Source organism: Paenibacillus sp. MT124 (assembly GCF_058792755.1).
Window position 1 is genome coordinate 2,211,068 of record NZ_CM179500.1, and the last position, 26,054, is coordinate 2,237,121.

Sequence of the window (26,054 nt, forward strand, 5' to 3'; positions counted from 1 at the left end):
GGTGCGAATTCGAACCTTTATGTCTAAAAAAATTCACAAATTTTGAATGAGAGAGTCTGATGGCGTAAGAGTGAGCTAGTCCAAGTACAGGGCGAATAGAAAGGGCAGCTGTGACTTAAGTCACATGGAAAATCAATATATGGTGTACTATACTGAATATAAATCACTATATGTGGTGTTTTGGCATAATTTAAACACATAATAGAAATGTAATGGGATTTTTGGGGAGGCTGTTAAACATAATGAATTCGAACAAATTGTCGCACAAGTTGGAAGGACTAAGTGAAAAAATATTTTTGGACCGTTATGCCTGGAAGGATGCTGATCCAAACCATGCGAAGGTAGGAGATGTTGTACTCGTTCTGACGAAAGATGACCCGAAATTTCCGACAAAGGAAGTGGGGGAAATCATAGAACGGCAGGGTCAGACAGTGAAAGTGAAGACTCGCAGTGGAGAAACGATCCAGACGGAAGTGGAGAAGCTGACACTAAATATAGAAAAAACACCGGAGGAGATGTGGGACCGGCTCGCGAGAGCGATGGCATCTGTAGAGTCCACTCCGGAAGGACAGCAAAAGTGGCAATCCAAGTTCCGGGCTGTCCTGGACGATTGGAAGCTGGTTCCGGGAGGCCGAATTGCTGCTGGTGCGGGTGCTAGCGATGAGCTGACCCTCTTTAACTGTTATGTCATTCCTTCTCCGCAGGACAGTCGGGGCGGCATCATGAAAACGTTGACTGAAATGACGGAGATTATGGCTCGCGGTGGCGGGGTTGGCATCAACCTGTCGTCACTCCGTCCGCGTCGTGCCGTTGTTAAAGGGGTCAATGGATCTTCCAGCGGTTCGGTATCCTGGGGAGGCCTGTTCAGTTATACCACTGGACTGATTGAACAGGGAGGAAGCCGCAGGGGAGCGCTTATGCTGATGATGAACGACTGGCATCCGGATGTGGTGGATTTTATTACCGTCAAACAAACGATGGGGCAGGTCACCAATGCCAATCTGTCCGTATGCGTGAGCAACGCATTTATGGAAGCCGTCAAACAGGACGGGGACTGGGAACTTGTTTTTCCGGATACGAGCGATCCCGAGTATGACAACGAGTGGAACGGTGATCTGCAGCAATGGAAGGAAGCCGGGCACCAGGTTATCCATTATCGCACAGTAAAGGCCCGGGATATATGGCGTACAATTATCGAGTCGGCCTGGAAATCAGCAGAGCCGGGTGTTGTCTTTATGGAGTACTACAATCAGATGTCCAACAGCTGGTACTTTAATCCGATTATATGTACGAATCCATGCGGCGAACAAGGCCTGCCAGGATGGGGCGTCTGCAATCTATCGGCGATCAACTTATCCAAATTTTACGATGAAACCAATCATGATGTTGCATGGCAGGAGCTGGCGGAGACGACACGCATTTCGGCCAGATTTTTGGACAATGTGATTGATGCGACACCTTATCATTTTGAGGAAAACCAGAAGAATCAGCAGCGGGAGCGCCGGGTTGGACTAGGCACGATGGGTCTCGCGGAGCTGATGATTAAGCTGCGCATCCGGTACGGCAGTCCGGAATCTCTTGAATTTCTGGATAAACTGTATGGCTTTATCGCAAAAGAAGCATACCTCGCATCAGCAGAGATTGCGGCCGAGAAGGGAGCATTCCCTGCCTTTGAAGTGGAGCCGTATTTACAGAGTGGATTCATGAAAAATCTGGTTGGGACCTATCCTGAAGTGGGAGAGGCCATTCGTAAACATGGCATTCGTAATGTAACGCTTATCACGCAGGCCCCAACAGGAAGTACGGGAACGATGGTGGGTACGTCGACAGGAATCGAACCCTACTTTGCGTTTAAATATTTCCGTCAAAGCCGGCTCGGTTACGATGAGCAGTTTGTCCCCATTGCCCAGGCGTGGCTGGATGAACACCCCGGCGAGGAGCTTCCCGACTATTATGTAACGGCCATGGATCTGTCAGCAGAAAATCATATTCGGGTGCAGGCAGCGATTCAACAGTGGGTGGACAGCTCCATCTCGAAGACGGCCAACTGTCCGGCTGATTTTACGGTTGAAGATACGGCACAGTTGTATGAGCTTGCTTTTGATCTCGGTTGTAAGGGCGTCACCATCTACCGGGACGGCAGCCGCGATGTACAGGTCCTCTCCACGACGAAGAAGGAAGAGGCGAAGAGCGAAGTAAGTGAACAAACTAATGTGACAGATCCGTTAAAAGAAACGAGTACTGCAAACGAAACGACAGCCTTCATGTCGACACCATCGGAGACAGGGAACGAGGGCAAAACAAGTGTGGCGGCTTCGTCCGCTGCCAAAGTACTGGATAAACAGTACAAGAGTCGTCCGCAGGTACTGCGGGGAGCAACGTACAAAATAAATACTCCGTTTGGCATGGCTTACATTACGATCAACGACCTGGGTGGCATTCCGGCTGAAATCTTCCTGAACGTGGGTAAAGCCGGCTCCGATGTATTCGCCATGGCGGAAGCGCTGGGAAGAGTGTGCTCCCTGTTCCTGCGATATGGTGATCACGGACATAAAGTCGAACTTCTTATCAAACATCTGAAAGGCATCGGTGGTTCGGGAGCGATTGGCTTTGGTGTAAACCGGGTAGAGTCCATCGCAGATGCAGTAGCGAAAGCGCTCGAAAGCCATGTACAGAGCACCTCTCAAGAGAGTGCATCCTCTACTAATGAAGAGGCAGACCAGAGTGTGAAACGAATTTCTGAATCGGCAATTGTTGACGAACCGTCAGTAACCTATACAGCATCGAGAGATTTGTGTCCTTCCTGTGGTTCAGCTTCATTGATCAATATTGAAGGCTGCAAGACTTGCAGCCAATGTGGATACAGCAAATGTAATTAGAGGATAGACATCATCCAGGTTAATGTGATGAGTAGAATACAGCTAAGGGTGACCAGCACTTTGGTCGCCCTTTTTGTATGACCTGACGTAGAATCAGCGGGCTTCAAAGGATGATTCCAACTAGAGGATTCCCGGAATAAAAGAGGATTCATCCTTTTCACCTCCAGAGTCCTAGGCATCTAGAAGCATTTATGGGCAAAACTTTCAATCCTGCTGGGGATAGGTTTATAATGGATTGTGGCTGCTGAGGAAGTCGGCAGTCTTTTTGTATTGATATGGTAGTGAGGTAATATTACCCAGCCCAAGAAAAAGACTGTATTAAACGACAATTTTGGAGTATGATTTTACAGCTATATTAGCTGGCAGGAAAGGTTACATCGTTTCACCACTTTGTAACTACTGCTGTAATTTATCTCACTGCGCTTGAGCGTATAATGCTAAACGTGAGTGTTGATCGATATATTTGGAAATGAATGACGAAAGGTGCAATACGTATGTTAATGACAACCAGAATCACGATGCGAAGCCAAGCTGATTTGCAGCTGCCCCAGACATCCACGATGTGGGCCCGAAGCAACAAGGAGGGGCACGAATGTCACAAACGTTGAACAACAGGCGGCATATGAACGGATTGGATGGTCTGCGGGCCATTGCCGTGCTTGCTGTGATTGGATATCATCTTAATCTGAGTTTTATTCCCGGCGGTTTGCTCGGTGTAGGCATTTTCTTTGTTTTATCAGGTTATCTGATTACTGATATTCTTGTGTCCCAATGGCAGGAACATGGACGCATATCACTCGGTGATTTTTGGGTGAGACGAATCAGGCGTCTCGTGCCTGGCATGCTTACCATGACTGCAGTGGTCATGATTTGGATTCTCTTCACAGATCCTTCCCGGCTTGCTGCCCTGCGTGGGGACGTTATATCGGGTGTATTATACATAAGCAATTGGTGGTATATCTTCCACCAAGTATCCTATTTTGAGAGTTTCGGTCCTCCATCACCGTTCGGACATTTCTGGTCGCTTGCCGTGGAAGAGCAGTTTTACCTGGTGTGGCCGCTGCTCCTTATCCTTTCAATTAAGCTGTTCAAAAGAAAAGGATGGCTCGTTGTTTTTATTGTCGTTGCCGCTGAGTTATCCGCTGGAGCAATGGCTATTCTATATAATCCGAATCTGGACCCGAGCCGAGTATACTATGGTACGGACACGCGTGCTTTTGCCTTGCTGGCCGGGGCTGCCCTGGCTGTTGTGTGGCCAAGCCGCAAACTGTCCTCCTCCCTTGCGAGCCTTAATCGAGCGGTGCTCGATGTTTCGGGCTTGGCAGCGCTGGCCCTGCTGGTTTACATGATGCTGAACAGCAGTGAATATGAACCATCGCTCTACCAAGGGGGGATGGTACTTCAAGCCATAGCTACTACGCTGCTGGTCGCTGTGTTGGCTCATCCCTCTTCGATGCTGGGACGCCTGATTGGTGCAAAACCGCTGCGGTGGATTGGGGAGCGTTCCTATGGGCTCTATCTCTGGCATTATCCTGTAATCATCCTGACAAGTCCTGTGGTCGATACGGGAGGTTTACATCCGGTTCGAATGATTCTGCAGGTGGCAGCAACGGTAGTGCTGGCTTCACTATCATTGAAGTTTATCGAAAATCCAATCCGCTATAACGGATTCCTTGATACCTGGTCCCGGCTATGGGGTAGAGGGCGAAACGGTATTAGTTCGCATCAGATCTGGTTGAAGCGGGGCGGAGTGGTGATGTCAGTTCTGTTTATGTGCTTCACCGTGTCACAGATGATGATTTCCACTGCAGCGAACTCCGACTCACATTCTGTATCGATGTCTACCACATTGAATGGAGAACATGCTGTGCATGAAGAGATCGGACAGGATGTTCTTCCGGCTCCTGTTGATACTGCAGGTTCCGGTCAGAAGCCGGCACCGCAGAAGAATGACAAGCCTGCAGATGATGGTGGCAATCAGCAAGACAAGCCAGCAGAGCAGACGTCGAAGCCAGAAACGCCTTCCACAACGGAGGAACAGGCATCCGATGAAGGAGATGGAACGGCTGCTGATGAGCCGAATCAGACTGCTGGAGATGCTGCTGGAAATAAGGATCATGCCAATGATAACGGGACTGATTCTGCGGGGAACCCGGATCAGCCAGGAGATGCTTCGCAAGAGGGTGGAGACAAAGCAACCCCTGCTGAAGACGGCAAGATCCACTATACCGTGGTAGGGGATTCGGTCATCCTGGATGCCAAACCTTATTTGGAACAACATATGTCCGGGGTACACGTGGACGGTCATGTTGGCCGTCAGATGTGGGAGGCAGCCGATGTCCTGGATGGGCTCAAACGAAACGACCAGCTTGGCAATCAGGTTGTCCTGGAACTGGGAACCAACGGTTCATTCAATTCCAAAAGCCTGGATTCCGTGCTGGATTACCTCAAGGATGAGAATCATGTATATCTGGTTACTGTCCGGGTCCCTCGTCCTTGGGAACGAACGGTTAACAGAGCACTAGACGAAGCAGCCTCATCCTACAGTAATGTTTCCCTCATTGATTGGAACAGTGCAAGCGAAGGGCACGATGAGTACTTTGAAAAAGATGGCGTTCATCTGACAAAGGAAGGCTCGGAAGCTTTTGCCGCACTTATCAAAAGCAGCATGAAATAAATTGAACTTATTCTTTTTCATACGAAATAGATTGTTTGCTTAAAGAGCTCTCACATCGAGAGCTCTTTTTGTTTTAATTACAAGTAACACGCCATTGGGTGGGGCATCCGATATTTTTCACCCCACCATCCGTGGATCGTCACCTTACGTTATGATAGCGTTAACATTTACAATGAGGGTATTCAAACAGCCAAGGGGGAGTATAGAGATGTTAAAAAGATGGCTTTCGGGTTTTGTGGCAATTGCCTTGTTTTCGATGGTACTCGCTGCCTGCAGTGGCGGTGATGGTTCGGAGGGAACGGGCAGCAGCGATAAAGTCACGGTTACGCTGTGGCATAACTGGACCGGACAGGATGCAAAGGCAGTAGCCATGCGAAAAATTATTGAAGATTTCCGAGCAGCACATCCGGATATTGAAGTGGTGGATGAGGGCTTGCCGACAGACGGCCTTAAAACAAGGCTCCGTACCGTAGCAGCTGCAAACGAAATGCCGGATTTGTTTGTGATGTGGCCGGATGCCATGACGAAAGAGTTTGTAAAAGGCGATCTGCTTCAGCCCATTAACTCAGAGCTGGATGCGAAGCCGGAGTGGAAGGACAACTTTATCCCGAATGCATTGGATGGATATACAGTTGACGGAAACATCTACTCCGTGCCGATGAATCTGGCGCCAAGTTCCTTCATTTATTACAACGAAGCACTGTTTAAACAGTATAACGTCAAAGTTCCTGAAACGTGGGCCGAATTGGAACAGGCCATTGCAACGTTTAATGAGAACAAGGTTATTCCAATGGCCCTGGGGAACAAGGCAAACTGGGTTGCACAATCGACGATCTTCAGTACATTGGCAGACCGGATTACGGGTACAGATTGGTTTCTGAAAGCAGCAGCCCAGGATGGTGCCAGTTTTACGGATCCGCAGTTTATTGAGGCGTTAAACAAAATGCAGGAGCTTGGTAACAGCAAAGCATTTCAGGATGGGTTCAACAGCATTGACGAAACCCAGATGATGCAGCTGTATTTTCAGGGGAAAGCAGCCATGGTCATGAATGGTGGATGGGCCCTGGCGAACCTGGTGAACAACGCACCTGCGGAGGTATTGGACAACACGCATATTACTATTCTTCCCCCGGTAGATGGTGGTGAGGGAGAGCCAAGAACGACATCAGGCGTTGTAGGTACCGGTCTGGGTGTAAGCAAAAAGCTGAGTGGTGCCCAAAAAGAGGCAGCCATGGAGCTGTTCTATGCCCTGGCAGGGCCTGACGGCCAAAAAGCTACGCTGGACAGCAGTACACTCGTTAGCTACAACATTGAGCTGGATAAATCCAAGGCACATCCATTGTTCATCGAATTGTACGACCTGATGCAGGAAGTGAAGATTAATCCGGTTTACGATTCCAAGCTGGGGTCTGCAACGGTTGAAGTTATTAATAATGGATTGCAGGAACTGCTGATGGGCGGCAAAGCGGAAGATATCGCTGCCAAAATTCAGGCTGCACAGGCTAATGCCGCTGGCAATTAACAGAATCGATGAGGAATAGGTTGTAGATTGAAAACGCTCGGTGATTCGTACTTCATGGGATTAACTGAGCAGTATAGCCCCTTCCCGGCAGGGGAGGGGTTTTCCGTTTCATTTGCAGGCTTTCAATGTGTGGTAGGGATATGTAAGGCATTAATGAAGGGAAGTGAAGGAATGAATGCACTGCGCAGTCGTCGCTTTATTATGCTGGGGCTTGCTCCGGCAGTCATCATATATGCATTGTTTGTATTTGTTCCGGTTGTATGGTCAGCCTATTACGGCTTCTTCAACTGGTCCGGCATCGGGGAGTCCAAATATATCGGCCTGAATAACTATGTGGAGATCTGGCATGACCCGGTATTCTGGCGGGCACTGAAAAATAACGTCATTTTTGTACTGGCCTCCGTGTTCGGTCAGATTCCGTTAGCGCTGATGCTCGCTGTCATTTTACACAAAAGCAATCCGCTGCAGCGCTTCCTGCGCTCTGCTGTATTCCTGCCCATGGTCTTGTCTACCGTCGTTATCGGCATGATCTGGCAGTATATCTATCATCCACAGATTGGGATCCTGAACTTCCTGCTGGATGCGCTCGGCCTGGAGAGCTGGAAGCTGCAATGGCTTTCTGACGACAAAATTGCCATCTTCTCTCTCGTACCGCCACTGCTGTGGAGCTTCGTTGGTTTGTACCTTATTATTTTCATCTCTGCACTGCAAAACATTCCTGGTGAAATTCATGATGCTGCCAAAATTGACGGCGCTTCGGGCATCCGTAAGCTGGTATCGATCTCACTGCCCATGATCTGGGGTACCGTGCAGGTTGCGATCATTCTGTGTATTTCGGGCAGTCTGAAATCGTTTGATCTGGTTTACATCATGACCAAAGGTGGTCCGGCTCATGCAACCGAGCTGCTCGCTACGTATATGTATAATTCAACCTTTACAACCTACCGTTACGGTTTCGGTAGTGCAATCTCGACAACCATCGTATTGATCTCCTTGCTGCTTATCGGAACAAGCCAGTGGGTGACCAGTCGCAAAAGAAAAGAGAATTAAACGAGAGGGGGAACTGTAATGAGTACGACACCTGTAATGATGCCATCACCAGGAAGAGCCTCAGGCCATCCGGTTCGCCGGCTGCGCAGCGGAATTGTTTGGACGCTGCTGACGGTGTATGGTATTTTAACATTGTATCCGTTTTACTGGCTTGTGATCAGTGCGTTCAAAACGAATGAAGATTTCTACAGCAGGCCATTTGGTATGCCGGCCCAATGGAATGTAGCCAATTTCAGCAATGCGTGGGAAAGCTCCAGATTGGGTACAGCATTTGGCAACTCACTGGTGGTATCATTGGGATCATTGATTTTGACTTTGTTTATTGCAGCTCTAGCCTCCTTCATACTGTCACGATTCCAGTTCCGCTGGAAAGGGCTGGTCATGACCTTTTTCGTTGTAGGCATGCTGATTCCCATTCATAGCACATTGGTTCCTTTGTTCATTCTGATGAAGCAGATGTCTCTATTGAATACGTATTGGGCATTAATCCTGCCGTATACGGCCTTTGCTTTGCCAACGGCCATCTTTGTACTGACGGCATATCTGACGAGTGTACCACGCGATATTGAAGAGGCAGCGTTTATCGATGGAACAGGTCTGTGGGGACTGTTTACCCGGATCATGCTGCCGATGTCAGTGCCTGCCTTGTCCACCGTTACGATTCTGAGTTTTTTGCATGCTTGGAATGACTTTTCGTTCGCACTTGTATTCATTAACAAGACAGGATTGAAAACGTTACCGCTGGCGATTGCGAATTTCGCGGACGGATACCAGACGGATTATGGATTAACGCTGGCCGCCATGACACTGTCGGTTATTCCGACCATAATTCTATATCTTGTTTTTCAGGAACAGGTGATGAAAGGCATGACGGCTGGAGCGGTTAAGGGTTAAACGAAGGCGCATCCAGAGGAGGAAAAGAATTGGGAAGCTGGCTCACATCATCGCTGCAGAGGAAGCTCTCGGTTGTCGTAACTGCCTCCATGATCGTGCCGCTGCTGGCGCTGGGTCTGTTCGCATTTCTGATCTCTTCCCGCATTACCGAGCAGAAGACGAAGCTGTCCGGTATGGACACGCTGAAACAGGTGGAAGCCAATCTTCGCTACATGCTTCAGGACGCCGAGAATATTTCGATTTTCCTGATTGGAGAGCGCGATATTCAGCAGTATCTGAGCCGAAATGAAGATCATGAACTGGACCGCGTGGATATTGTCGGCAGGATGACCAATCTGGCGGCGTCTAAAAAATATATTGCAAATATAGCGATATATCCGGATCGGTTTGATGCTGTTCTGACAACGGCTACCTGGTATGAACCGGGTACTTCCGATCCGCCAGCTCCTGCTGGCGATGCGGTAAAAATGTGGACCGGCGTCTACCCGGTTCGCAACTATGCAGGCATACAAAATGTGATCACGTTGGTGCGTCCCATCCGCAGCATTCATGATTATCGACCCATCGGATGGCTCGCGATCAGCCTGGATGAAAAGGCCATTTCCAAAGACTGGGCTGCGCTCGGACTAGGCAGAGGTGAAGGGCGTCTGGAGCTGGTCGGACAATCCGGAGAGATCCTGTCCTCCATGGATAAATCCCGGCTTGGGCAGACTCTGGAGCAGGTCGAGCCTGAATTGCAGACGCTGATTCGGCAGAGTGAGAGCGGGACGACTACGTATGGCAGCGGAGAAAACAAACGGACACTGCTCTATTACCCGGAACAGCTGACTGGATGGACCTTGACTGGAACAGTTCCTTACGACCAATACAAGTCGGAGAACGGTTATATTCTGATTCTCACGGCTGTAGCCGTGGTGGCTTCTGCTGTCATCTGTGCAGGGCTGGTCTGGTTTACCGTCCGCCGCGTGACAAGGCCGCTCCGTGTGCTCACCAGGCACCTGTCCCGTATTGACCCGGATCGGCCGCTGCCCTTGTTTCGATCTGAAAGTGATGATGAGATCGGCAGACTGGGAGAGAGCTACAATCTGCTCGGTGCACATATCGAGAGCCTGAAGGAAGAGGTTATACAAGGTGAAGCCCGCAAGAAAGAAGCTGATCTCAGGGCACTTCAGGCACAGATCAATCCGCACTTTCTGTATAATACCCTTTCGTCCATTCACTGGATTGCACTGATGTCAAAAGAGAGCCGGATTGCGGATATGGTCGAAGGTTTAAGTGATTTCCTGCGCATCAGCCTGAATAACGGCAAGGATTTCTGTCCTGTTGGACAGGAGATTGCCCATATCCAGCATTATGTACGGGTGCAGTCCATCCGCTTCCCTGATAAATTTTCGGTGCACTATATTGTGGATCCTGCACTGGAGCAGCGGATGATGCTGAAGCTTCTGCTGCAGCCGCTCGTTGAGAATGCCATGGTACATGGTATTCAGCCCAAGAATGGTCCGGGAACGATCACCATCATGATTCGTCAAGATCAGGATGAAGCACGAATGAACGTATTGGTGCTGGATGATGGTGTCGGCATGGACCAGGAGAGGCTGGAACAGCTGAAGGAAAAACTGCCAGAAGTGAATCCCACTGCTGGTGGCTATGGAATCCACAACGTTAATGAGAGATTGCTGCTCCATTATGGTGCGGCTTCTCAACTTGAAATGGACAGCCGTGTCGGTGGAGGGACCCGTATTTCATTTTCCATACCCTTTCTGGAGGAATCGCCATGAGACTACTGATTGTCGATGATGAAGTGATCATTCGCACCGGACTTGCCAGCGTTATTGCCTGGGGCGAGCTGGGGATTGATCTCCTTACACCAGCAGCCTCGGCTGAAGAAGCGTTGTCCCGGTTGGCTGAGGAGCGTCCGCACATTCTGATGACTGACATCCGCATGACTGGCAAGACAGGGCTTGAACTTGCAAATGAAGGACTGCAATTGCTGCCTGAGATGGAGGTCATTATTTTGTCAGGCTACGATGACTTCTCTTATGCACAGCAGGCGATTCGGCAGGGTGTGACGGATTATCTGTTAAAAACGAGCAAACCGGAAGAGATCATCAAAACGGTTCTCCAGGCCAAGCAAAGAGTTATGGACCGCTGGACAGAAAAGTCCAAGGAAGGGCGACTTTTACAGGAGAATAAACAGCGATTGTTTGAACGGTGGGTTATTGACGGTGATGTGATTACAGGTTCGTGTCCAGCATTTTTGAAGCCGGGCGTGGCGGAGTCTGCTGGTGTATCATGGGACGGCAGTCAGGTCTATCAGCAGGTTGTATTTGTTATTCGTGCGCAAGGATGGAGTCGCTCTTCTGCTGCACTTCTGAGATTTGCCGTGCAAAATATGCTGGAGGATATGCTGCCTGGTGCAGCGACACATATTCATAAGGAACAGATTATTGGTGTAATGCAGATAATGAGCAGGCAGCAGGAATTGCTGAACACGTTGGGAACGGTAGTTAATCATATGGAGCAGCTCTTGAAATGTACGCTCCGTGCAGCTGTAGGGCATCCGGTTAGTGGCGAGGTACACCTTCACGAAAGCTATTTAACAGCATCCGCAGCGTATCAATATATGAGTCTGCTTGACGATAAAATTTGGAGCATCGAGCATGTGAAAAACCGCAAGGGTGGTAAAACATTACTTACGCATGAAGAGGAAACCGTGCTGGGGACCCTTTTGCTCGATAATGACCCTGTCACGCTCACCACATGGACACGGGAGCTTGTGAAAGAACTCGTGTTGGACCCGGAGGTAACACCAGAATCGTTCAATGCCTGTTTGCATTCCGCGGTCATTGCAGGACAACGCTGGCTGGTTCGCACGATGCGTGCAATAGGAAGAGAAGAGCCTGCGCGATATGACCCATGGGTGCCGGAACCTGATGCAGATGCTGCGGAGCTTCAGGATATGCTGTTTCACCATTTATATGGTCTGATGCATACATATTATAGCCAAATGGGTCAAGGGCAGGCTTCGCATGTGCAAAAGGCCATTGCCTACATGGAATCCGGGTTGGCTCAAGAAATCAGTCTACAGCAGGTGGCTGGCCAAATCCATTTGCACCCGGGACATCTCAGTGAACTGTTCAAGAAAGAGACAGGTACAACGTTTGGGGATTTTGTAACGAATATGCGTATCCGGCGGGCCATGGAGATGCTGGCAGTCTCTCCTGCAAAAGTCAGTGAAGTGGCTGCCATGAGTGGGTATGAAGACGTAAAATACTTTAGCAGGCTGTTCAAAAAACATACAGGCAAGACCCCGAGTGAATTTCGCGAAGAGACGTATGCATTCAAGCCTTCAGGAAGTTAGCAGGCACGAATGGTTGTCGTTGTTTCTGCAAACGTTTTCGATAATGTGGAATGATTCAGGGATCTGGGGAGTGAGGCATATGATGAAGAAGAGTGATTCAAGTCAGGATTTGTCAGGTCAATGGAAGATCCAGCATTTTGAAGCCTTGGAAAAACGGACGATGGACATTGCAGCTGCTGCACTGGATGACCGTTTCTGGATCGGGGCGGAAGTGCCAGGGGATGTTCATTCGGCCTTGGTGGCGAGGAGCATAATTGATCCGCCATACTACGGGCATAACGATGCCAAGAGCCGTTGGATCGAGCAAAAGGAATGGTGGTATCGTACCAACTTTAACCTGGTGAAGGCGGAAGAGGATCAGGAACATTTCGAGCTTGTCTTCGAAGGTTTGGATACGTTTGCAACAGTCTATGTGAACGGACATGAGGTGGGGAAAACAGCCAATATGCTCATGTCCCATACCTTCAATGTTACGACACTGGTCCGCCATGGGTGGAACGCCATTGCAGTTCGATTCGATCCGCTGTTTCTGCACAACCGGGACAAAGAGACATTCGATTGGTCATCCTATACGAAGGAACGGCCTTGGCTGCGCAAGGCAGCGATGAATTTCGGCTGGGACTGGGGACCGCGCATGGTTACTGTGGGCATCTGGGGTGCAGTCCGGTTGGAGAGACACAAGATAGCAAAGCTGGATAGTGTGTTTGCCCGGACCAAGTCCGTCAGCCAAGAACAGGCGGTTATCGACGTTACGGCAAAAGTGAAATCGGTGATGTCCTTCCGAAGCAGACAGCAGCTGAAGCAAGCTGTGGTCACGACATGTGATGTCCGCTTGTTGGATGCGGGCGGTGAGGAAGTGATTCAAGCTGCTGCGCTGACTGTCCAAGGCGGACAGGCGGATACAACACTCGCTGTGCCTTCACCGCGATTGTGGTGGACGCATGATCTGGGTGAACCGTATTTGTATACACTGGAGGTAGTCCTATACGCCGATGGAATTGAAGTAGACCGTTATCGCGAGCCCTATGGAATTCGAACCATTGAACTTGCCCTCCACAATGAACAGGGAGAAGACGCGTTTGCTTTTATACTGAACGGAATCAAAATGTATGCCAAGGGGGCAAACTGGATACCCGCTGATCATCTAATTGGTGCTATTCCCGACTCGAGATATCGGGAGCTCATTGAGCTGACCGTCGAAGGAAACATGAATATGCTGCGGGTGTGGGCAGGCGGTATCTATGAGAAGGATGTCTTTTATGATGAGTGCGATCGGCAAGGGGTGCTGGTCTGGCAGGATTTTGCCTTTGCCAATGCATTATTTCCTGACTTCAATCAAGATTTTATGGAGAATGTCAGATGCGAAGTTGAAAATAATGTGATCAGGCTGCGGAACCGGGCATCCCTTGCCCTCTGGTGCGGCAATAACGAGATTGACTGGCTTTACGATATGAAGTCTGCCAGCGGAGACATCACCAGTCCTTTCTATGGGGAGCTGATCTATCATGAGCTGATTCCTGAGGCTCTGGAACGTCTGGATCCGTCCCGTCCGTATTGGCCCTCTTCACCGTTTGGAGACAAGGATGGCAATGATGCCAATGATCCGGATGTTGGTGACCGTCACAACTGGCAGGTTTGGCATGGTTCCGTTTACCCAAGAAAACACGGTGAACCACCGCTGCTCGACTACAGCATTGAGGGCGTAACATTTAAAAATTATAAAAAGGACTATGCCTTGTTCAGCAGTGAATTCGGTATGCATGCTTCGGCCAACCGTTATACGCTGGAGAAAAATATGCCTGAAGGGCAGTTCTACTGGGGAAGTCCGGAGATGGCCTATCGCAACAAGGATACCAATCACCAAAAGGGCATTCTTTTGATGGAAGGCTACACGGGCATTCCACAAACGATTGAAGAATACATGAATTATTCGATGCTGACTCAAGCGGAAGGCTTACGGTACGGAATCGAACATTTCCGGAGGATCAATCACCGGAATAGTGGCGCGCTTGTGTGGCAGCTAAACGATAGCTGGCCGGGAACGAGCTGGTCCATGATTGATTATGAGCTGCTGCCCAAGGCATCCTTTTATTATGGGAAGACCTTCTTCCATCCGATCCTACTGTCACTGGAGCATGAGCCAGGCGATCCGCTTGCATTGTGGGTCGTGAACGATAAACTTGAGGGGTTACAGGGACATCTTCAGATTAATGTATATCAGCTGAATGGGGAGAAAGTATATTCGGATACACTGCAGGTGGAGGTTGAACCCCAATCTTCTTCAAAGGTTGGAGTATTAAGTGAAGCAGCAGTGCTGCAGGGCAGACGTGCCGAAGAAGTCTTGATTGAACTCGTATCGGAAGGATTTGCTGCCCCGCTTAACCGATATTTCCTGCGTGATCCGAAGGATATCGCGCTGCCGTTGTCCCAGCTGAGTGTACATGTCAATGAGGAGGAGCAGTCTGTTACCGTTACAGCCAGCGGTGCCATCGCAAGGTTGGTTAAACTGGAGCTTCCGCTGGGACGTGTGCGATTCAGTGACAACTATTTCGACTTGCTTCCAGGGGAGAGCCGCACGGTGTATTTGCGCCATCCAGAGACGAGGTCGCTGCCCCTGAATGAGCTTCGGGTAAGTGCAATGAACGGTCGCGAAATATAATTGCAAAATGAGCAAAAACATGCCGATGGCCTTTGAACAGAAGCCATCGGCATGTTTGATATGAATTAAATGTTATCGATTTCGAGCGGTTGGTAGCGCATGGATTCGTAACGCTGTTGAAAGGAGGATTCCATCTCCACCTGACGAGCAAGCTGTTGTTTCACTTTGCTGCTGCGAATCACCTGAAGCTGCTTCAATAGGTCCATTGATTGAAATTGATCAGAGGCCATCTGAATGATAATTTCGGCAAGTACATCGGCATCTTCTAGGGCTGCATTGAGCCCAAAGGCTCCTGTAGGCGTCATGGTATGTGCCGCATCACCGAGCAGAACCACATTGTCCTGAGTCCATGACTCGCTATAACTGCTCTCTACGGATAACAGTACAAAATCGCTCCAGGTCTGAATATGTGCAGCAACCGATTCCGCGAGACAAGGGAAGGCTTCAACGAGTTTCTCCACAAAAGGGGCGAAGGGCTGCTCACGCAGCTTGGAGAAGGAACCCTGTGGAATATTCCAGCCAATCTGTACATACCCGCCGTATTGGGAGAACAGCGCCAGCTGCTGACCGTTCATGCTCGCCATACGAACGGCTGGTTCCCAGCCTACAGGCGCGGGAATTCGGGCCCATAACAGATCATACCCATGCTTGCGTATATCCGGGGTGAGGCCAGCGTATTTTCGTACAGCAGAATATCTCCCGTCCGCTCCGACAATAATGGCTGCTTCTATAGAATCGGGAACACCATTTTGCCGAACATTGATGCCTACTGTTTTTCCTGTCTTATCTCTAAGCAGTCCGGTCATCACCGTATTAAATAGTACCTTCTCGTGATTGTGCGGCAGGGCCTGTGATTGTGAAACAATATAATCCAGCAGGTGATCCTGTGGTACGTGGATGCCCACATGCGTTTCTCCCTCACCAGGGTAAACCGTGTGGATAATCTGTCCGTTCTCCCAGTATTGAATCTGCTCCAAAGGCATGGCTCCAAGCTGTGCTACTCCCGAATAGAGTCCATGTTTGCTCAGCACAGCTTCACCGTCCTGGTTAAGCAGTTCACCGCGAAATGACTTGTGCAGATGAGGTTGACGTTCAATTAGTGCTGTTGATATTCCTTGGCGGTTCAACAAGTAAGACAGGAGGGCGCCGCCTGGTCCGGCTCCAACAATACAGACGTCTACTTGTAACGGATTATTGTCATTCATATATATAATTCCCTTGCTATGTTATTATATTACTTTCTGATAACAAATTTATAAAAATTATTAAGTAACTAAAAGTAACTTTAAGATACTAGTTATTATAAACAAACACACTTCATTTTTGCAATAGGCAGTTGTGACTTTGCTTAGAAGGTGGACTCAAGCCTGCGCTGTTTTCCCGCTTCTTGAAGAAAGGGCAGGCTTGAGAACAAAAGGTGAGATACATCCTCCCGAATGGAACACGGTCTAGGTGATCAGACGATTGGTGATTCGGGCGACACGTTCTCCAAGTGCTTTGCCAAGAGCAATTCCTTGATCGCTTAACAGAACATCACTATCCACTGGGCAGGTAACTCCAACGCCATAATAAGAACCATATAAAGCGTTGTCAGCAAAGTTTCCTGGCAGCCCGGTTATAATCATTCCCTGATGCAGCATCGGGGTCAGCAGATGAAGTAATGCTGATTCGAGCCCTCCATGTTCTGTGGCAATCGTACAGAATACAGCACCTACTTTATCCACGAGTTTTCCCTGAGCCCATAGGTAACCCAGCTTGTCGATCCATTTTTTCAGACCGGAGCTGATTGAACCAAAATGACCTGGACATCCCCATATAATGGCGTCCATTTCCACCAGCTTGTATACATCTGCTTCTTCGGTGGAGTGCAGATGAACGGTGGCCCCGTGCACACTGGCTGCCCCGGCTGCAATCGCCTCAGCCAGCGCCTGTGTATGACCGCCCTCGCTATCGAAAACAATATAAATATTCAAGCTCCATTACCTCCTCAAAATGCATCATTTATCATGCTATGAGGTAGCTTGTCACATGTATCGCAAAAATAAGCATGAACTTTACAAACAGCAATGGATCCATGGAGCAAGCGTATTTTTCACAAACAAAAAAGTACAAATATGTTACAATGTTAGGAAGGTTATGATGAAAGGCAGGAGGAACGTTTATGAGCCTGGATACGGAGCAAAACTCTCAATTGGCAAACATTGATCAATTGTTGGAGGCCTTCTTCAGATATAAAAATAAGGTATTGGACCAGCAGCAGAAAACAGAAACAAACTGCAAACTCAATCCGACTAAGAGTCATATATTGGGCATGCTTTTAAGGGAACAGCGCTGTATGGCTGTTGATGTGGCAAGGCAGCTCAGCTTATCATCTGGCGCTACCACCATTGTTTTGAACCAGCTGGAGAGTGAAGGGTTGATTCAGCGGGTACGTAGTGAAGAGGATCGAAGAATTGTGTGGTTATCCCTGACGGAAGATGGAGAGCAGCTGGCCAAATCCCTGACTGCAAACCGTGGACGTATGACATGGGAACTGTTACAAGCGCTTACGGAAGAAGAACAGCAGCAGATGATAGGCATGCTTAAGAAAATTGAACTGAAGCTGCTCGAAAAAATGAAGGTTTTGGAACAAACACATCGTTAAAATGGCATTGAAGCGTCAGTCTTCAAGGTTCGCCCCGGGTTGGGACGAATGTTGAAGGCTGACGTTTTTTCATGTTATAAGCTGATGATTACAGGTGGAATCGTTCAATGTGATCCATTAGGCCAATCTCCATCAGGATTTCTTTTTGTTTCTGTCCGAGCAGGTCAAAATGGGGAAAAGGCTGACGTCGATGGATATAACGCGGATCAAGGCCGTGTTCCAGACACCATTGTTCAAGGCGTTCCAGATTCGAGCAGCCTACTTTGGTTACGCTTGTAATGCCCGGGAAACGCGGGTCTATCCAAAAATGAGTAAGATAAGCAAGCTCGCCGCGTGATACACGGTCTTTCCATTCTGACAACTCCTGCCGATTAATTCCAAATGCCATAGTTACCATGTTCCTTTCCAAACGGGTATTGTCCTGAGCATATTGTAACATCTTATAAACAAATCCAAACTGAATTGTTACTCTGAGCTACTTGTCTTCATTAAATGGGTAATGGATATGACAACATTTTTATAACAAAAACGGATATATGTTAAAATAAGACTACTCCGATTGGGTTTATTACTTCATTTAGGGAAAGGGATTACCATCATGGAATTGTTTATTGCGGTACTTGTATTGCTGGTACTCATCGGTTTATCGAACATCCTGAACCGGTTTGTACCTTTCATCCCGGTTCCGCTCATTCAGATTGTCCTCGGCGTAGCCATTGCGCTACTTCCTGCAGGGGTACATCTGCCATTGAATCCGGAACTGTTTTTTGTGCTCTTTATCGCGCCTTTGTTATACAACGATGGCAAACGAACACCACGGCATGAACTGTGGAATTTAAGGGCTCCCATTCTGCTGCTGGCACTCGGTTTGGTCTTTGTTACCGTAGTTGTGGCTGGTTATGCCATTCACTGGCTGATTCCCTCTATTCCGCTGCCTGCCGCTTTCGCCCTTGCAGCCATCCTGTCCCCAACCGATGCGGTTGCCGTTGGCGCTATGGCAGGGCGTGTACATCTGCCCAAAAGCATACATAGACTTCTTGAAGGCGAAGCTTTGATGAATGATGCATCGGGCCTGGTCGCATTTAAATTTGCCATCGCAGCAACCGTTACAGGCGTTTTCTCGTTGGCAGAGGCTTCATTCAGCTTTCTCATCATTGCCATTGGTGGACTGCTGGTAGGTGCGCTATTATCCTTTCTGCTCATTCGGCTCGGTGTATGGATCCGGCGTTTGGGTATGGAAGACGTCACCGTGCATATGCTGCTGCAGATCCTTACGCCATTCGTTATTTATCTAGTGAGTGAAGAAATTGGCGTCTCAGGCATTTTGGCCGTTGTGGCGGGAGGTATTATCCATGCCATAGAACGTGACCGGACTGAATCGGTTCAGTTGAAGATGCAGGTAGTCTCTGCAAGCACATGGTCCGTTATTTTATTTATTCTGAATGGTTTGGTGTTTGTCATTCTGGGTGTCCAGATTCCGGATGTGCTGAATACAATCTTCAAGAATGTGACCTTTAACAATTTTCAAGTTTTGGGTTATGTGGGATTAATATCCCTATTGTTGTTACTGCTTCGTTTTGTCTGGATCTATCTGTTCTGGCAGGGGAATGAGTGGTTCCGCAAGAAGTCCCCGATTGGAAAACCAAGGTTAAAAGAGATGACCATTATCTCCCTGTCGGGTGTGAGAGGCGCAGTAACCCTTGCGGGTGCATTCTCCATCCCGTATGTGCTTCAGGACGGATCCCCTTTCCCGGAACGGGACTTGATCATATTCCTGGCAGCCGGGGTTATTCTGTTTACGTTAATCGCTGCAAGCGTGTTTCTTCCAGTACTCGCCAAGAATGATGAAAAGGCTGCTGATGGCTCTCAGCAAACGACAGAGCGAAAGGCACAGGACATCATGCTTAATGCGGCCATTCGGGCAGTCAAGTCCGAGATGACCGACGAGAACAAAGCCGCAGCACTTGCTGTAGTCTCTGATTTATCGAAATACATCAGGCAGGCTGCAGGACAGATGACGGCGGGCAAACGCAAGGACATCATGAAGCAGGAAACGGCCATTAACCTGATTGGCACGCGTGCGGAGCGTAAGGAAATTGAAAATATGATGGATGAGAACGTCATTGCATCCGAAGCGGCGTTTAAATGTAACAGCTGGCTGGACCGTAAGGAAATGATGCTGGCTAACCGCACCAACACGCAGATGATGTTCTCCATTAGTGAGATCGGACGTGTGCTCGGTCATCTGTTTACGAATCGCTCGGAGAAGCCCGAGCAGCCGTTCATGTTAGAGAATGCAGATCAGTTTCGACAGGTTAAGCTTCGTACTTCGGAAGCGGCTATCAAAGCCATTCGGGCTCATATGAACGACGGCAATCGGCCTGTGGCGCTGTCCGTGATTGCCAAGTATGAGCGGGTGATCGCCAGACTGAGAAGCTGGAATAAGGGGAAGACCGAAGATCCGTTCAATCAGGAGAAGCTTGAGCTGCAAATGGTAGCCATTCAAGAGCAGCGTAATACGGTACAACAGTTGTATGAGAATGGAGAGATCAATCGAGACGTGGCTGCGAAGCTCCGCCGATTTATCAATGATGTTGAAGCGACCGTACTGAAAAATAGCTAATCCGATAAATCCGATATTTTAAATGTAAAAATGACTCTGATATAATGGATTCACCGCAGGATGAACTACTTAAGATAACCATTTAGCCAATGCTCAGGAAAAGGAGATGGATGAATTATGGCACAGCAACAGACTCGCCTGGGGAAAACGGATTTGCTCGTTAACCCAATTGGATTGGGTGCAAACGCAGTAGGGGGACATAATATCTACCCGGATATGCTGAACGATGAAACAGGCAAGGAAGTGGTTCGTACAGCGCTGAAACAAGGGATTAACTTTGTGGATACAGCTTTCATCTATGGACCTGAACATTCAGAGCGTTTAATTGGAGAGGTGCTTAAGGAAACGGGGCAGCGTCACCAAACGATTATCGCCACCAAGGCAGCCCACAAATTCGTGGATGGCAGCGTGGTGATGGATAACTCTCCTGCTTTTCTGAAAGCTTCTGTGGATGAAGCCTTGAAACGTCTTCAGACGGATTACATCGACTTGTTTTACATCCATTTTCCGGACGAGCAGACACCGAAGGATGAAGCAGTAGGTGCACTAAAACAACTTAAAGACGATGGTAAAATCCGCGCAATCGGTGTATCCAACTTCTCCATCGAACAGCTGCGAGAAGCGAATCGGGATGGTTATGTGGATGTGCTGCAATCCGAATACAATCTGTTCAAACGAGAGGCTGAGAAAGAACTGCTTCCGTACACAGCAGAGCATGAAATTTCTTTTGTTCCATACTTTCCGCTGGCAGCCGGACTGCTGGGTGGTAAATATAATCGGGATACGACATTCCAGGATGGACGGGCCAAAAATCCGCTGTTCACTGGTGAAAACTTTATCCGCAATCTGGACAAAGTGGAACAGCTCCGCAGCATTGCCGAATCCAAAAATGCAGAGGTTGCACATCTCGTGCTGGCCTGGTACCTGACTCAGCCTTCGATTGATGCACTCATTCCAGGGGCGAAGAAACCGGAGCAGGTCATTAACAATCTGAAAACCTTGGATGTAACGTTGTCTGCCGAGGAGATCGCAGTGATTGACCAGATTTTCCGTTAAATAGTTCCGGCATTTCGGGAAATGCTAACAGGGAGTTTACGTTTGACGATAAAGAGAGGACTTAAACATGAACCTGAAGGCAGCCCGAACGATCGGATTGTTCACCCTAATTCTCATGCTAGGCACCAGCTCTGCCTATGCGAAGCCGGTACAGAAGAATCGTCAATATTACGAGGAACGAGGAGAGATTGTCTGGGAGGTCCCTACCCATGACAAGCTCATTGCGTTGACCTTCGATGATGGTCCTGATCCGGTGCAGACCCCGCAGATACTGGCTTTGCTTAAGCAGTACCAAGCTAAGGGCACTTTTTTCGTACTGGGTAAATGGGCGGAAAAGTATCCTGAGCTGGTCATGCAGGAACAGCATGAAGGACATGAAGTGGCCAATCATACTTATGCACACACTTATGCGGTCAAATCCACAGCCAGGGACAAGTTTACGCAGGATATGGTGGCTGCTGAGCAATCCATTACGGATGCGGGGGTACCACGACCGCTGCTGTTCCGACCGCCCGGAGGATTTTACAATGACATGGTCATTGATGTTGCCAAACAAAAAGGTTATACCATTGTGTTATGGTCCTGGCATCAGGACACCCGGGACTGGGCTTCTCCTGGGGTAGCAGCCATTACAAACAAGGTACTGAAAAATGCACGCAATGGGGACATCGTGCTGTTTCATGACAAGGTGGAGGGAAGGGCCCAGACCGTTGCTGCCCTAAAAGTAATCCTTCCCAAGCTTCAGCAAGAGGGATACCGCTTTGTCACCGTATCAGAACTGCTTGCAGTGAAGGCAAAAGAAGCAACAAAGGATGGCGTTTCCTTTAAATAGCGCTCCTAATACATTAACAAAAGCCGCCGGTTTCTCTTAGGAGAGACCGGCGGCTTTTGTTATGTTTCCGGAATATGATTATTGTTCTGTCTTCACCGCACGAGGGCGGGCTCTTGCCCGCCGCAGAAACAGCGACAGGAGTAAACCAATAATGGAAATCCAGGTGGCAACAATAAAGGCGTCGTTAATGCCTTCAATCGTCGAGGTCTGAACTGCGATACCGTATAGCTGCTGTAACGCCAGTGAAGAACCTTGTTCAGCTGGCACGCCTGCTACGGCAGCCATCTGCGAACCTAGGAGCCCGACTTGTTCAGTCAGGGGCACATTGGTTGTCGTGACCGTATTGCTGTAGTCAGCCAAATGAATGCCTGACCGTGTAGCCATAACGGTAATCAGCAGGGCTGTTCCAATCGAGCCAGCTACCTGCCTTATCGTGTTGGACATGGCTGTACCGTGACTGGTCAGATGAGGGGGTAACTGGTTTAGGCCCTCGGTCTGCACGGACATCATCAGCATGGACATGCCGAAGCTCCGAAGAGTATACAGCATCATAATGTGACCATAAGGGGTTTCCCCGGTCAATTTACTGAACTCAAAGGTAGAGAATGCCGTGATCAGCAAGCCGACAATGGCTAGTGGCCGGGAGCCGATCCGGTCGAATAGTGCTCCTGATATGGGTGACATAACCCCCATCAGCAGTGCACCTGGCAGCAGCAAGAGACCCGATTGCAAAGGGGAAAATCCTCTTATATTTTGCAGATAGATGGGTAACAGAAGCATCCCCCCGAAAAGGGCCATGTTGATGGTAGCACTGACTAGTGTGGAGATGGTAAAAATATCGTATTTAAACACACGAAACTCCAGCAGGGGATGTTTCATTGCCGTTTCCCTGAGAACAAAGAACGTGATGAACAGAATGCCGATGATCAAGGTCAACAGTACAATTGCACTGCTCCATCCCTTGTCGCCGGCAGAACTGAATCCATACAGCAGAAATCCGAATCCGATCGTTGAAAAGAGCGCACCGTACGCATCGAATTTGGGAGAACTGAGCTTGGACACATTTCGCAGCCAGAGAAAAGCAAACAGGATATCGAGCAAAGCCAGCGGGATAACCATGTAGAACAGAATGCGCCAAGTGTAGTGCTCCACGATCCAGCCTGACAGGGTAGGACCAATAGCTGGAGCAAACATCATGGCGATCCCCATGGTGCCCATTGCTGTTCCCCGTTTTTCGGGTGGAAATACGGTTAAAAATACGTTCATAACGAGCGGCATGATAATGCCGGCACCACAGGCCTGTACAATACGCCCAATTAGCATGACTGTAAATCCCGGACTGATTGCGCAGATGGCAGAGCCAACGGTGAACAGCAGCATCGCTGTGGTGAACAGTTTACGGGTCCCGAATGACTCAATCAGATAGGCTGTTATGGGGATGAGAACCCCATTCACGAGCAAATAGGCAGTGGATAGCCATTGCACTGTTGTGGCCGAGACGTTGAAGTCATTCATCAGATGGGGGATCGCCACATTAAGCAGAGTCTGATTCAGAATGGCGATAAAGGCGCCGAGCAGCAGGACGGCAATGGTTCTTCCGAGCGGCAATTGATTATCCATCGGCAGACCTTATATATGAACGCGCACAGTGGCGCTCATGCCTGGGACAACACCCAGACCTTTGTAACCCTCAATCGTAATAGTAATCGGGATAACCTGCGTAACTTTGGTGTAATTGGCATTGGTATTGGTCGAAGGCAGTAGGGAAAAAGAGGAAGCTGTAGCAAGCCCAATCTGATCTACTTTGCCTGTTAGTGTGGTATCTGGAAATGCATCGATGTATACGTCAACGATTTGCCCGCTTTTGATTTTGTCGATGACGGTTTCTTCCACATTCGCGGTCACATACAAGTTATTAAAATCATAGGCTCTAGCCAGTGGATTACCGGCAGAAACCAATGAGTTCTCCACAGCGGTCGCCTGGACAACGGTGCCGGCAACTGGCATGGTAATGGGAGTTGACTTACCTCCTGCAGAGACGGTCCCGATCGTATCCCCTTGATTGTATGAGGTACCTACTTTGCCTTTCCACGTTTGGAGTTCGCCGCTTACGGTGGAAGCAATGGATATGGGCTGACCCGTAACTAACGCATTATCCGTTTTGACGTAGCTAGTGGATTGGTTGTAGTAGTATATGCCTGCGGCACCTGCCCCCAAAATCACCAGAATGACAATGATATTGATCAATATGGCACGAGAGTTCATGTGATCATTCCTCCTAATATATTCTTCTGCTGACAATCCTGTTTGGAGCATTCCCGGTACTCTGCTGCTCTATACGAAACAACATGAAATATAATTCGCAGATTGGGGAACCAATATATTGATAAGTTGCCACAGGCGATGACAAGGAGGATGCTCAGATGTTGATTATATTGGCCGTAATTGTTTTACTAGGGATTACTTTTCTCATGATCTTTAACTCCAGATCGACCCGCAGAGCTGCAGAAGCCAGGGCTGCCCAAACGGCTACAGAACGAGAGCCTGTCCTTCTGCAGGGGGACGAGCAGACAGAGGGACAATTGCTGGATTCTTCAGACCCGGTGGATTATACGGAACCGGATGGACCAAGAGAGACGGAAACGGAATTGCGGGAAAACAAGATTGAAATGAGCCACCAAGCCAGGCAGCAGGAAACTCAAACAAAAAGAAATGATGATAGTGAGTACCGTCAAGCTCTGCTTCATTTTCGCAAACCACCTGAACCTCAAGAGGAACCCGTAGTCGAGTCCACCTCTAATGAAATTGAAAAGAGTGCGGATGAGATCTACCGGTCCGCTCTGCGGGACATGAAGAGCAAATCATCTTCTCCGGATTCAGATCCGAAATAAGGCTGCTGCACGTTTCCATGCAGCGGGCATGGCTTTTGTTTTAAATCCAAAAGATTTACAATAGATGAAGCTTTGCTCTAACATAGCTGAATGGATTGACGTTGCAAGAGGAAGGAGAGGATTGCAAAATGAACGGACAACAACGAGTGAACATTAAACCTGGTCTGGAAGTAGATATCGTACTGAAGCAAGATCAGCCTACAGGCAAACTGACAAGGGGAATCGTCAAGGATTTGCTGACCAAATCACCCACGCATCCCCATGGCATCAAGGTTCGTCTGACAAGTGGGCAAGTTGGTCGCGTAAAACAGGTGATTACAGGAGCCGCGGAATGATTCGTTTGCCTCAGAATCCATGAAGACAACTGCTGAGGTTTTGGCACATTTGGCATCCGGGAACGAACGGCAGCGGGAAGCTTACCGGGTGCTTCTTCAGAGTGGTTTGTTCTCCATTTTGGAGGCATATACCCCTTATCCGGCAGGAACCGTACCCATTGATATAGACATTCCTGGAAGTGATCTTGATATATTGTGTGAAGTTCGCGATCTGAACACGTTCGAGATGGTAGTGACTCAGCATTTTAGCGGAATGGAGCATTTTTCGTGTCAACGCGGAACGGGGCTAGGTATGGATATCCCTAGTGCCTACATGACTTGTTCTTTTCAGATTGAGGATTGGCCATTGGAGATTTACGCCCAATCGTTGCCGGTCAATAAACAAAATGTCTATCTTCACATGTTAGTCGAATGGGAGCTGCTGCAGCTCTGGGGTGCCGAAGGTCACGACGAGATCCGCCGACTGAAATGGAGTGGATTGAAGACAGAGCCAGCCTTTGCCGAAGTGCTGGGGTTACAGGGTGACCCTTATGTGGAGCTGCTGCATCTAGCCCATTGGAGCAGGCACGAGCTATGGCTCTGGGCCAGGCAGCGTACTTCTTTTCAAAATGCGTAAAAAGAATGCACT

20 protein-coding genes are annotated in these 26,054 nt (G+C 48.8%); 15 read left to right on the forward strand and 5 right to left on the reverse strand.

The window, feature by feature from the left end; genetic code table 11:
* Positions 1 to 242 precede the first annotated feature (242 nt).
* The 8 genes from AC3RCI_RS10365 (at position 243) to AC3RCI_RS10400 (ending at position 15,045) form a co-directional block, all read left to right on the forward strand.
* Positions 243 to 2,879 (forward strand): adenosylcobalamin-dependent ribonucleoside-diphosphate reductase, encoded by a 2,637-nt coding sequence (locus tag AC3RCI_RS10365; RefSeq protein WP_492528862.1) that lies wholly within the window; start codon positions 243 to 245, stop codon positions 2,877 to 2,879.
* Positions 2,880 to 3,471: 592 nt separating this feature from the next.
* Positions 3,472 to 5,556 (forward strand): acyltransferase family protein, encoded by a 2,085-nt coding sequence (locus AC3RCI_RS10370; RefSeq protein ID WP_492528864.1) that lies wholly within the window; start codon positions 3,472 to 3,474, stop codon positions 5,554 to 5,556.
* A gap of 208 nt (positions 5,557 to 5,764) precedes the next feature.
* Positions 5,765 to 7,078, forward strand: coding sequence for an extracellular solute-binding protein (locus AC3RCI_RS10375; protein ID WP_492528866.1), 1,314 nt, complete (start codon positions 5,765 to 5,767; stop codon positions 7,076 to 7,078).
* 171 nt (positions 7,079 to 7,249) lie between these two features.
* On the forward strand, positions 7,250 to 8,128 hold the full coding sequence (locus AC3RCI_RS10380) for a carbohydrate ABC transporter permease (RefSeq protein ID WP_095287994.1): 879 nt from the start codon (positions 7,250 to 7,252) through the stop codon (positions 8,126 to 8,128).
* Positions 8,129 to 8,146: 18 nt separating this feature from the next.
* Positions 8,147 to 9,022, forward strand: coding sequence for a carbohydrate ABC transporter permease (locus AC3RCI_RS10385; protein WP_492528869.1), 876 nt, complete (start codon positions 8,147 to 8,149; stop codon positions 9,020 to 9,022).
* 29 nt (positions 9,023 to 9,051) lie between these two features.
* Entirely contained in the window at positions 9,052 to 10,803 is a 1,752-nt protein-coding gene (locus AC3RCI_RS10390) for a sensor histidine kinase (protein WP_492473254.1), read from the forward strand.
* On the forward strand, positions 10,800 to 12,386 hold the full coding sequence (locus tag AC3RCI_RS10395; RefSeq protein ID WP_492473255.1) for a helix-turn-helix domain-containing protein: 1,587 nt from the start codon (positions 10,800 to 10,802) through the stop codon (positions 12,384 to 12,386). The genes AC3RCI_RS10390 and AC3RCI_RS10395 overlap by 4 nt, the downstream gene beginning before the upstream one ends.
* A gap of 82 nt (positions 12,387 to 12,468) precedes the next feature.
* Positions 12,469 to 15,045, forward strand: coding sequence for a beta-mannosidase (locus tag AC3RCI_RS10400; RefSeq protein WP_492529868.1), 2,577 nt, complete (start codon positions 12,469 to 12,471; stop codon positions 15,043 to 15,045).
* 65 nt (positions 15,046 to 15,110) lie between these two features.
* On the opposite strand, the gene AC3RCI_RS10405 is transcribed toward AC3RCI_RS10400, so the two are convergent.
* Both AC3RCI_RS10405 and AC3RCI_RS10410 read right to left on the reverse strand, forming a co-directional pair.
* A complete protein-coding gene (locus AC3RCI_RS10405; protein WP_336779541.1) occupies positions 15,111 to 16,250 on the reverse strand; it encodes an FAD-dependent monooxygenase in 1,140 nt (379 codons plus the stop codon).
* 243 nt (positions 16,251 to 16,493) lie between these two features.
* Positions 16,494 to 17,018, reverse strand: coding sequence for an NAD(P)H-dependent oxidoreductase (locus AC3RCI_RS10410; RefSeq protein WP_127536391.1), 525 nt, complete (start codon positions 17,016 to 17,018; stop codon positions 16,494 to 16,496).
* Positions 17,019 to 17,206: 188 nt separating this feature from the next.
* On the opposite strand from AC3RCI_RS10410, the gene AC3RCI_RS10415 reads away from it, so the two are divergent.
* Positions 17,207 to 17,689, forward strand: a complete 483-nt coding sequence (locus AC3RCI_RS10415) for a MarR family winged helix-turn-helix transcriptional regulator (RefSeq protein ID WP_095358788.1) — start codon at positions 17,207 to 17,209, stop codon at positions 17,687 to 17,689.
* Positions 17,690 to 17,777: 88 nt separating this feature from the next.
* Here the strand turns inward: AC3RCI_RS10415 and AC3RCI_RS10420 are convergent, their stop codons facing one another.
* Complete coding sequence (locus tag AC3RCI_RS10420; RefSeq protein WP_153977897.1) at positions 17,778 to 18,077, reverse strand: hypothetical protein; 300 nt, start codon at positions 18,075 to 18,077, stop codon at positions 17,778 to 17,780.
* 210 nt (positions 18,078 to 18,287) lie between these two features.
* Here AC3RCI_RS10420 and AC3RCI_RS10425 point away from each other — a divergent pair, with 210 nt between their 5' ends.
* From AC3RCI_RS10425 to AC3RCI_RS10435, 3 genes are all read left to right on the forward strand, one after another.
* Positions 18,288 to 20,312 (forward strand): Na+/H+ antiporter, encoded by a 2,025-nt coding sequence (locus AC3RCI_RS10425; protein WP_492528871.1) that lies wholly within the window; start codon positions 18,288 to 18,290, stop codon positions 20,310 to 20,312.
* 117 nt (positions 20,313 to 20,429) lie between these two features.
* The gene (locus AC3RCI_RS10430; protein WP_336779545.1) at positions 20,430 to 21,368 is read left to right on the forward strand and encodes an aldo/keto reductase; all 939 of its coding nucleotides are present in this window, start codon (positions 20,430 to 20,432) and stop codon (positions 21,366 to 21,368) included.
* Positions 21,369 to 21,435: 67 nt separating this feature from the next.
* A complete protein-coding gene (locus AC3RCI_RS10435; RefSeq protein ID WP_336779546.1) occupies positions 21,436 to 22,200 on the forward strand; it encodes a polysaccharide deacetylase family protein in 765 nt (254 codons plus the stop codon).
* Between the two features lie 78 nt (positions 22,201 to 22,278).
* On the opposite strand, the gene AC3RCI_RS10440 is transcribed toward AC3RCI_RS10435, so the two are convergent.
* Positions 22,279 to 23,820: a DHA2 family efflux MFS transporter permease subunit gene (locus tag AC3RCI_RS10440; protein WP_492528872.1), complete on the reverse strand. Its 1,542-nt coding sequence runs from the start codon at positions 23,818 to 23,820 to the stop codon at positions 22,279 to 22,281.
* A 9-nt stretch (positions 23,821 to 23,829) separates the two neighbouring features.
* Positions 23,830 to 24,465, reverse strand: coding sequence for an efflux RND transporter periplasmic adaptor subunit (locus AC3RCI_RS10445; RefSeq protein ID WP_110759410.1), 636 nt, complete (start codon positions 24,463 to 24,465; stop codon positions 23,830 to 23,832).
* 158 nt (positions 24,466 to 24,623) lie between these two features.
* Here AC3RCI_RS10445 and AC3RCI_RS10450 point away from each other — a divergent pair, with 158 nt between their 5' ends.
* The 3 genes from AC3RCI_RS10450 to AC3RCI_RS10460 all read left to right on the forward strand — a co-directional run bounded on the left by AC3RCI_RS10450 (position 24,624) and on the right by AC3RCI_RS10460 (position 26,042).
* Positions 24,624 to 25,091 (forward strand): hypothetical protein, encoded by a 468-nt coding sequence (locus tag AC3RCI_RS10450; RefSeq protein ID WP_492528874.1) that lies wholly within the window; start codon positions 24,624 to 24,626, stop codon positions 25,089 to 25,091.
* A gap of 128 nt (positions 25,092 to 25,219) precedes the next feature.
* Positions 25,220 to 25,426 (forward strand): YwbE family protein, encoded by a 207-nt coding sequence (locus tag AC3RCI_RS10455; RefSeq protein ID WP_095287993.1) that lies wholly within the window; start codon positions 25,220 to 25,222, stop codon positions 25,424 to 25,426.
* Positions 25,427 to 25,475: 49 nt separating this feature from the next.
* Complete coding sequence (locus AC3RCI_RS10460; RefSeq protein ID WP_492528876.1) at positions 25,476 to 26,042, forward strand: DUF4269 domain-containing protein; 567 nt, start codon at positions 25,476 to 25,478, stop codon at positions 26,040 to 26,042.
* The last annotated feature ends 12 nt before the right edge of the window (positions 26,043 to 26,054 follow it).

Excerpts from the sequence above, each read along its gene's own strand:
- AC3RCI_RS10370 (WP_492528864.1), top strand. The coding sequence starts at position 3,472 with ATGTCACAAACGTTGAACAACAGGCGGCATATGAACGGATTGGATGGT.
- AC3RCI_RS10375 (WP_492528866.1), top strand. The coding sequence starts at position 5,765 with ATGTTAAAAAGATGGCTTTCGGGTTTTGTGGCAATTGCCTTGTTTTCG.
- AC3RCI_RS10395 (WP_492473255.1), top strand. The coding sequence starts at position 10,800 with ATGAGACTACTGATTGTCGATGATGAAGTGATCATTCGCACCGGACTT.
- AC3RCI_RS10385 (WP_492528869.1), top strand. The coding sequence starts at position 8,147 with ATGAGTACGACACCTGTAATGATGCCATCACCAGGAAGAGCCTCAGGC.
- AC3RCI_RS10440 (WP_492528872.1), bottom strand. The coding sequence starts at position 23,820 with ATGGATAATCAATTGCCGCTCGGAAGAACCATTGCCGTCCTGCTGCTC.
- AC3RCI_RS10450 (WP_492528874.1), top strand. The coding sequence starts at position 24,624 with ATGTTGATTATATTGGCCGTAATTGTTTTACTAGGGATTACTTTTCTC.
- AC3RCI_RS10415 (WP_095358788.1), top strand. The coding sequence starts at position 17,207 with ATGAGCCTGGATACGGAGCAAAACTCTCAATTGGCAAACATTGATCAA.
- AC3RCI_RS10435 (WP_336779546.1), top strand. The coding sequence starts at position 21,436 with ATGAACCTGAAGGCAGCCCGAACGATCGGATTGTTCACCCTAATTCTC.
- AC3RCI_RS10425 (WP_492528871.1), top strand. The coding sequence starts at position 18,288 with ATGGAATTGTTTATTGCGGTACTTGTATTGCTGGTACTCATCGGTTTA.
- AC3RCI_RS10400 (WP_492529868.1), top strand. The coding sequence starts at position 12,469 with ATGAAGAAGAGTGATTCAAGTCAGGATTTGTCAGGTCAATGGAAGATC.
- AC3RCI_RS10380 (WP_095287994.1), top strand. The coding sequence starts at position 7,250 with ATGAATGCACTGCGCAGTCGTCGCTTTATTATGCTGGGGCTTGCTCCG.
- AC3RCI_RS10405 (WP_336779541.1), bottom strand. The coding sequence starts at position 16,250 with ATGAATGACAATAATCCGTTACAAGTAGACGTCTGTATTGTTGGAGCC.
- AC3RCI_RS10455 (WP_095287993.1), top strand. The coding sequence starts at position 25,220 with ATGAACGGACAACAACGAGTGAACATTAAACCTGGTCTGGAAGTAGAT.
- AC3RCI_RS10445 (WP_110759410.1), bottom strand. The coding sequence starts at position 24,465 with ATGAACTCTCGTGCCATATTGATCAATATCATTGTCATTCTGGTGATT.
- AC3RCI_RS10420 (WP_153977897.1), bottom strand. The coding sequence starts at position 18,077 with ATGGCATTTGGAATTAATCGGCAGGAGTTGTCAGAATGGAAAGACCGT.
- AC3RCI_RS10365 (WP_492528862.1), top strand. The coding sequence starts at position 243 with ATGAATTCGAACAAATTGTCGCACAAGTTGGAAGGACTAAGTGAAAAA.
- AC3RCI_RS10430 (WP_336779545.1), top strand. The coding sequence starts at position 20,430 with ATGGCACAGCAACAGACTCGCCTGGGGAAAACGGATTTGCTCGTTAAC.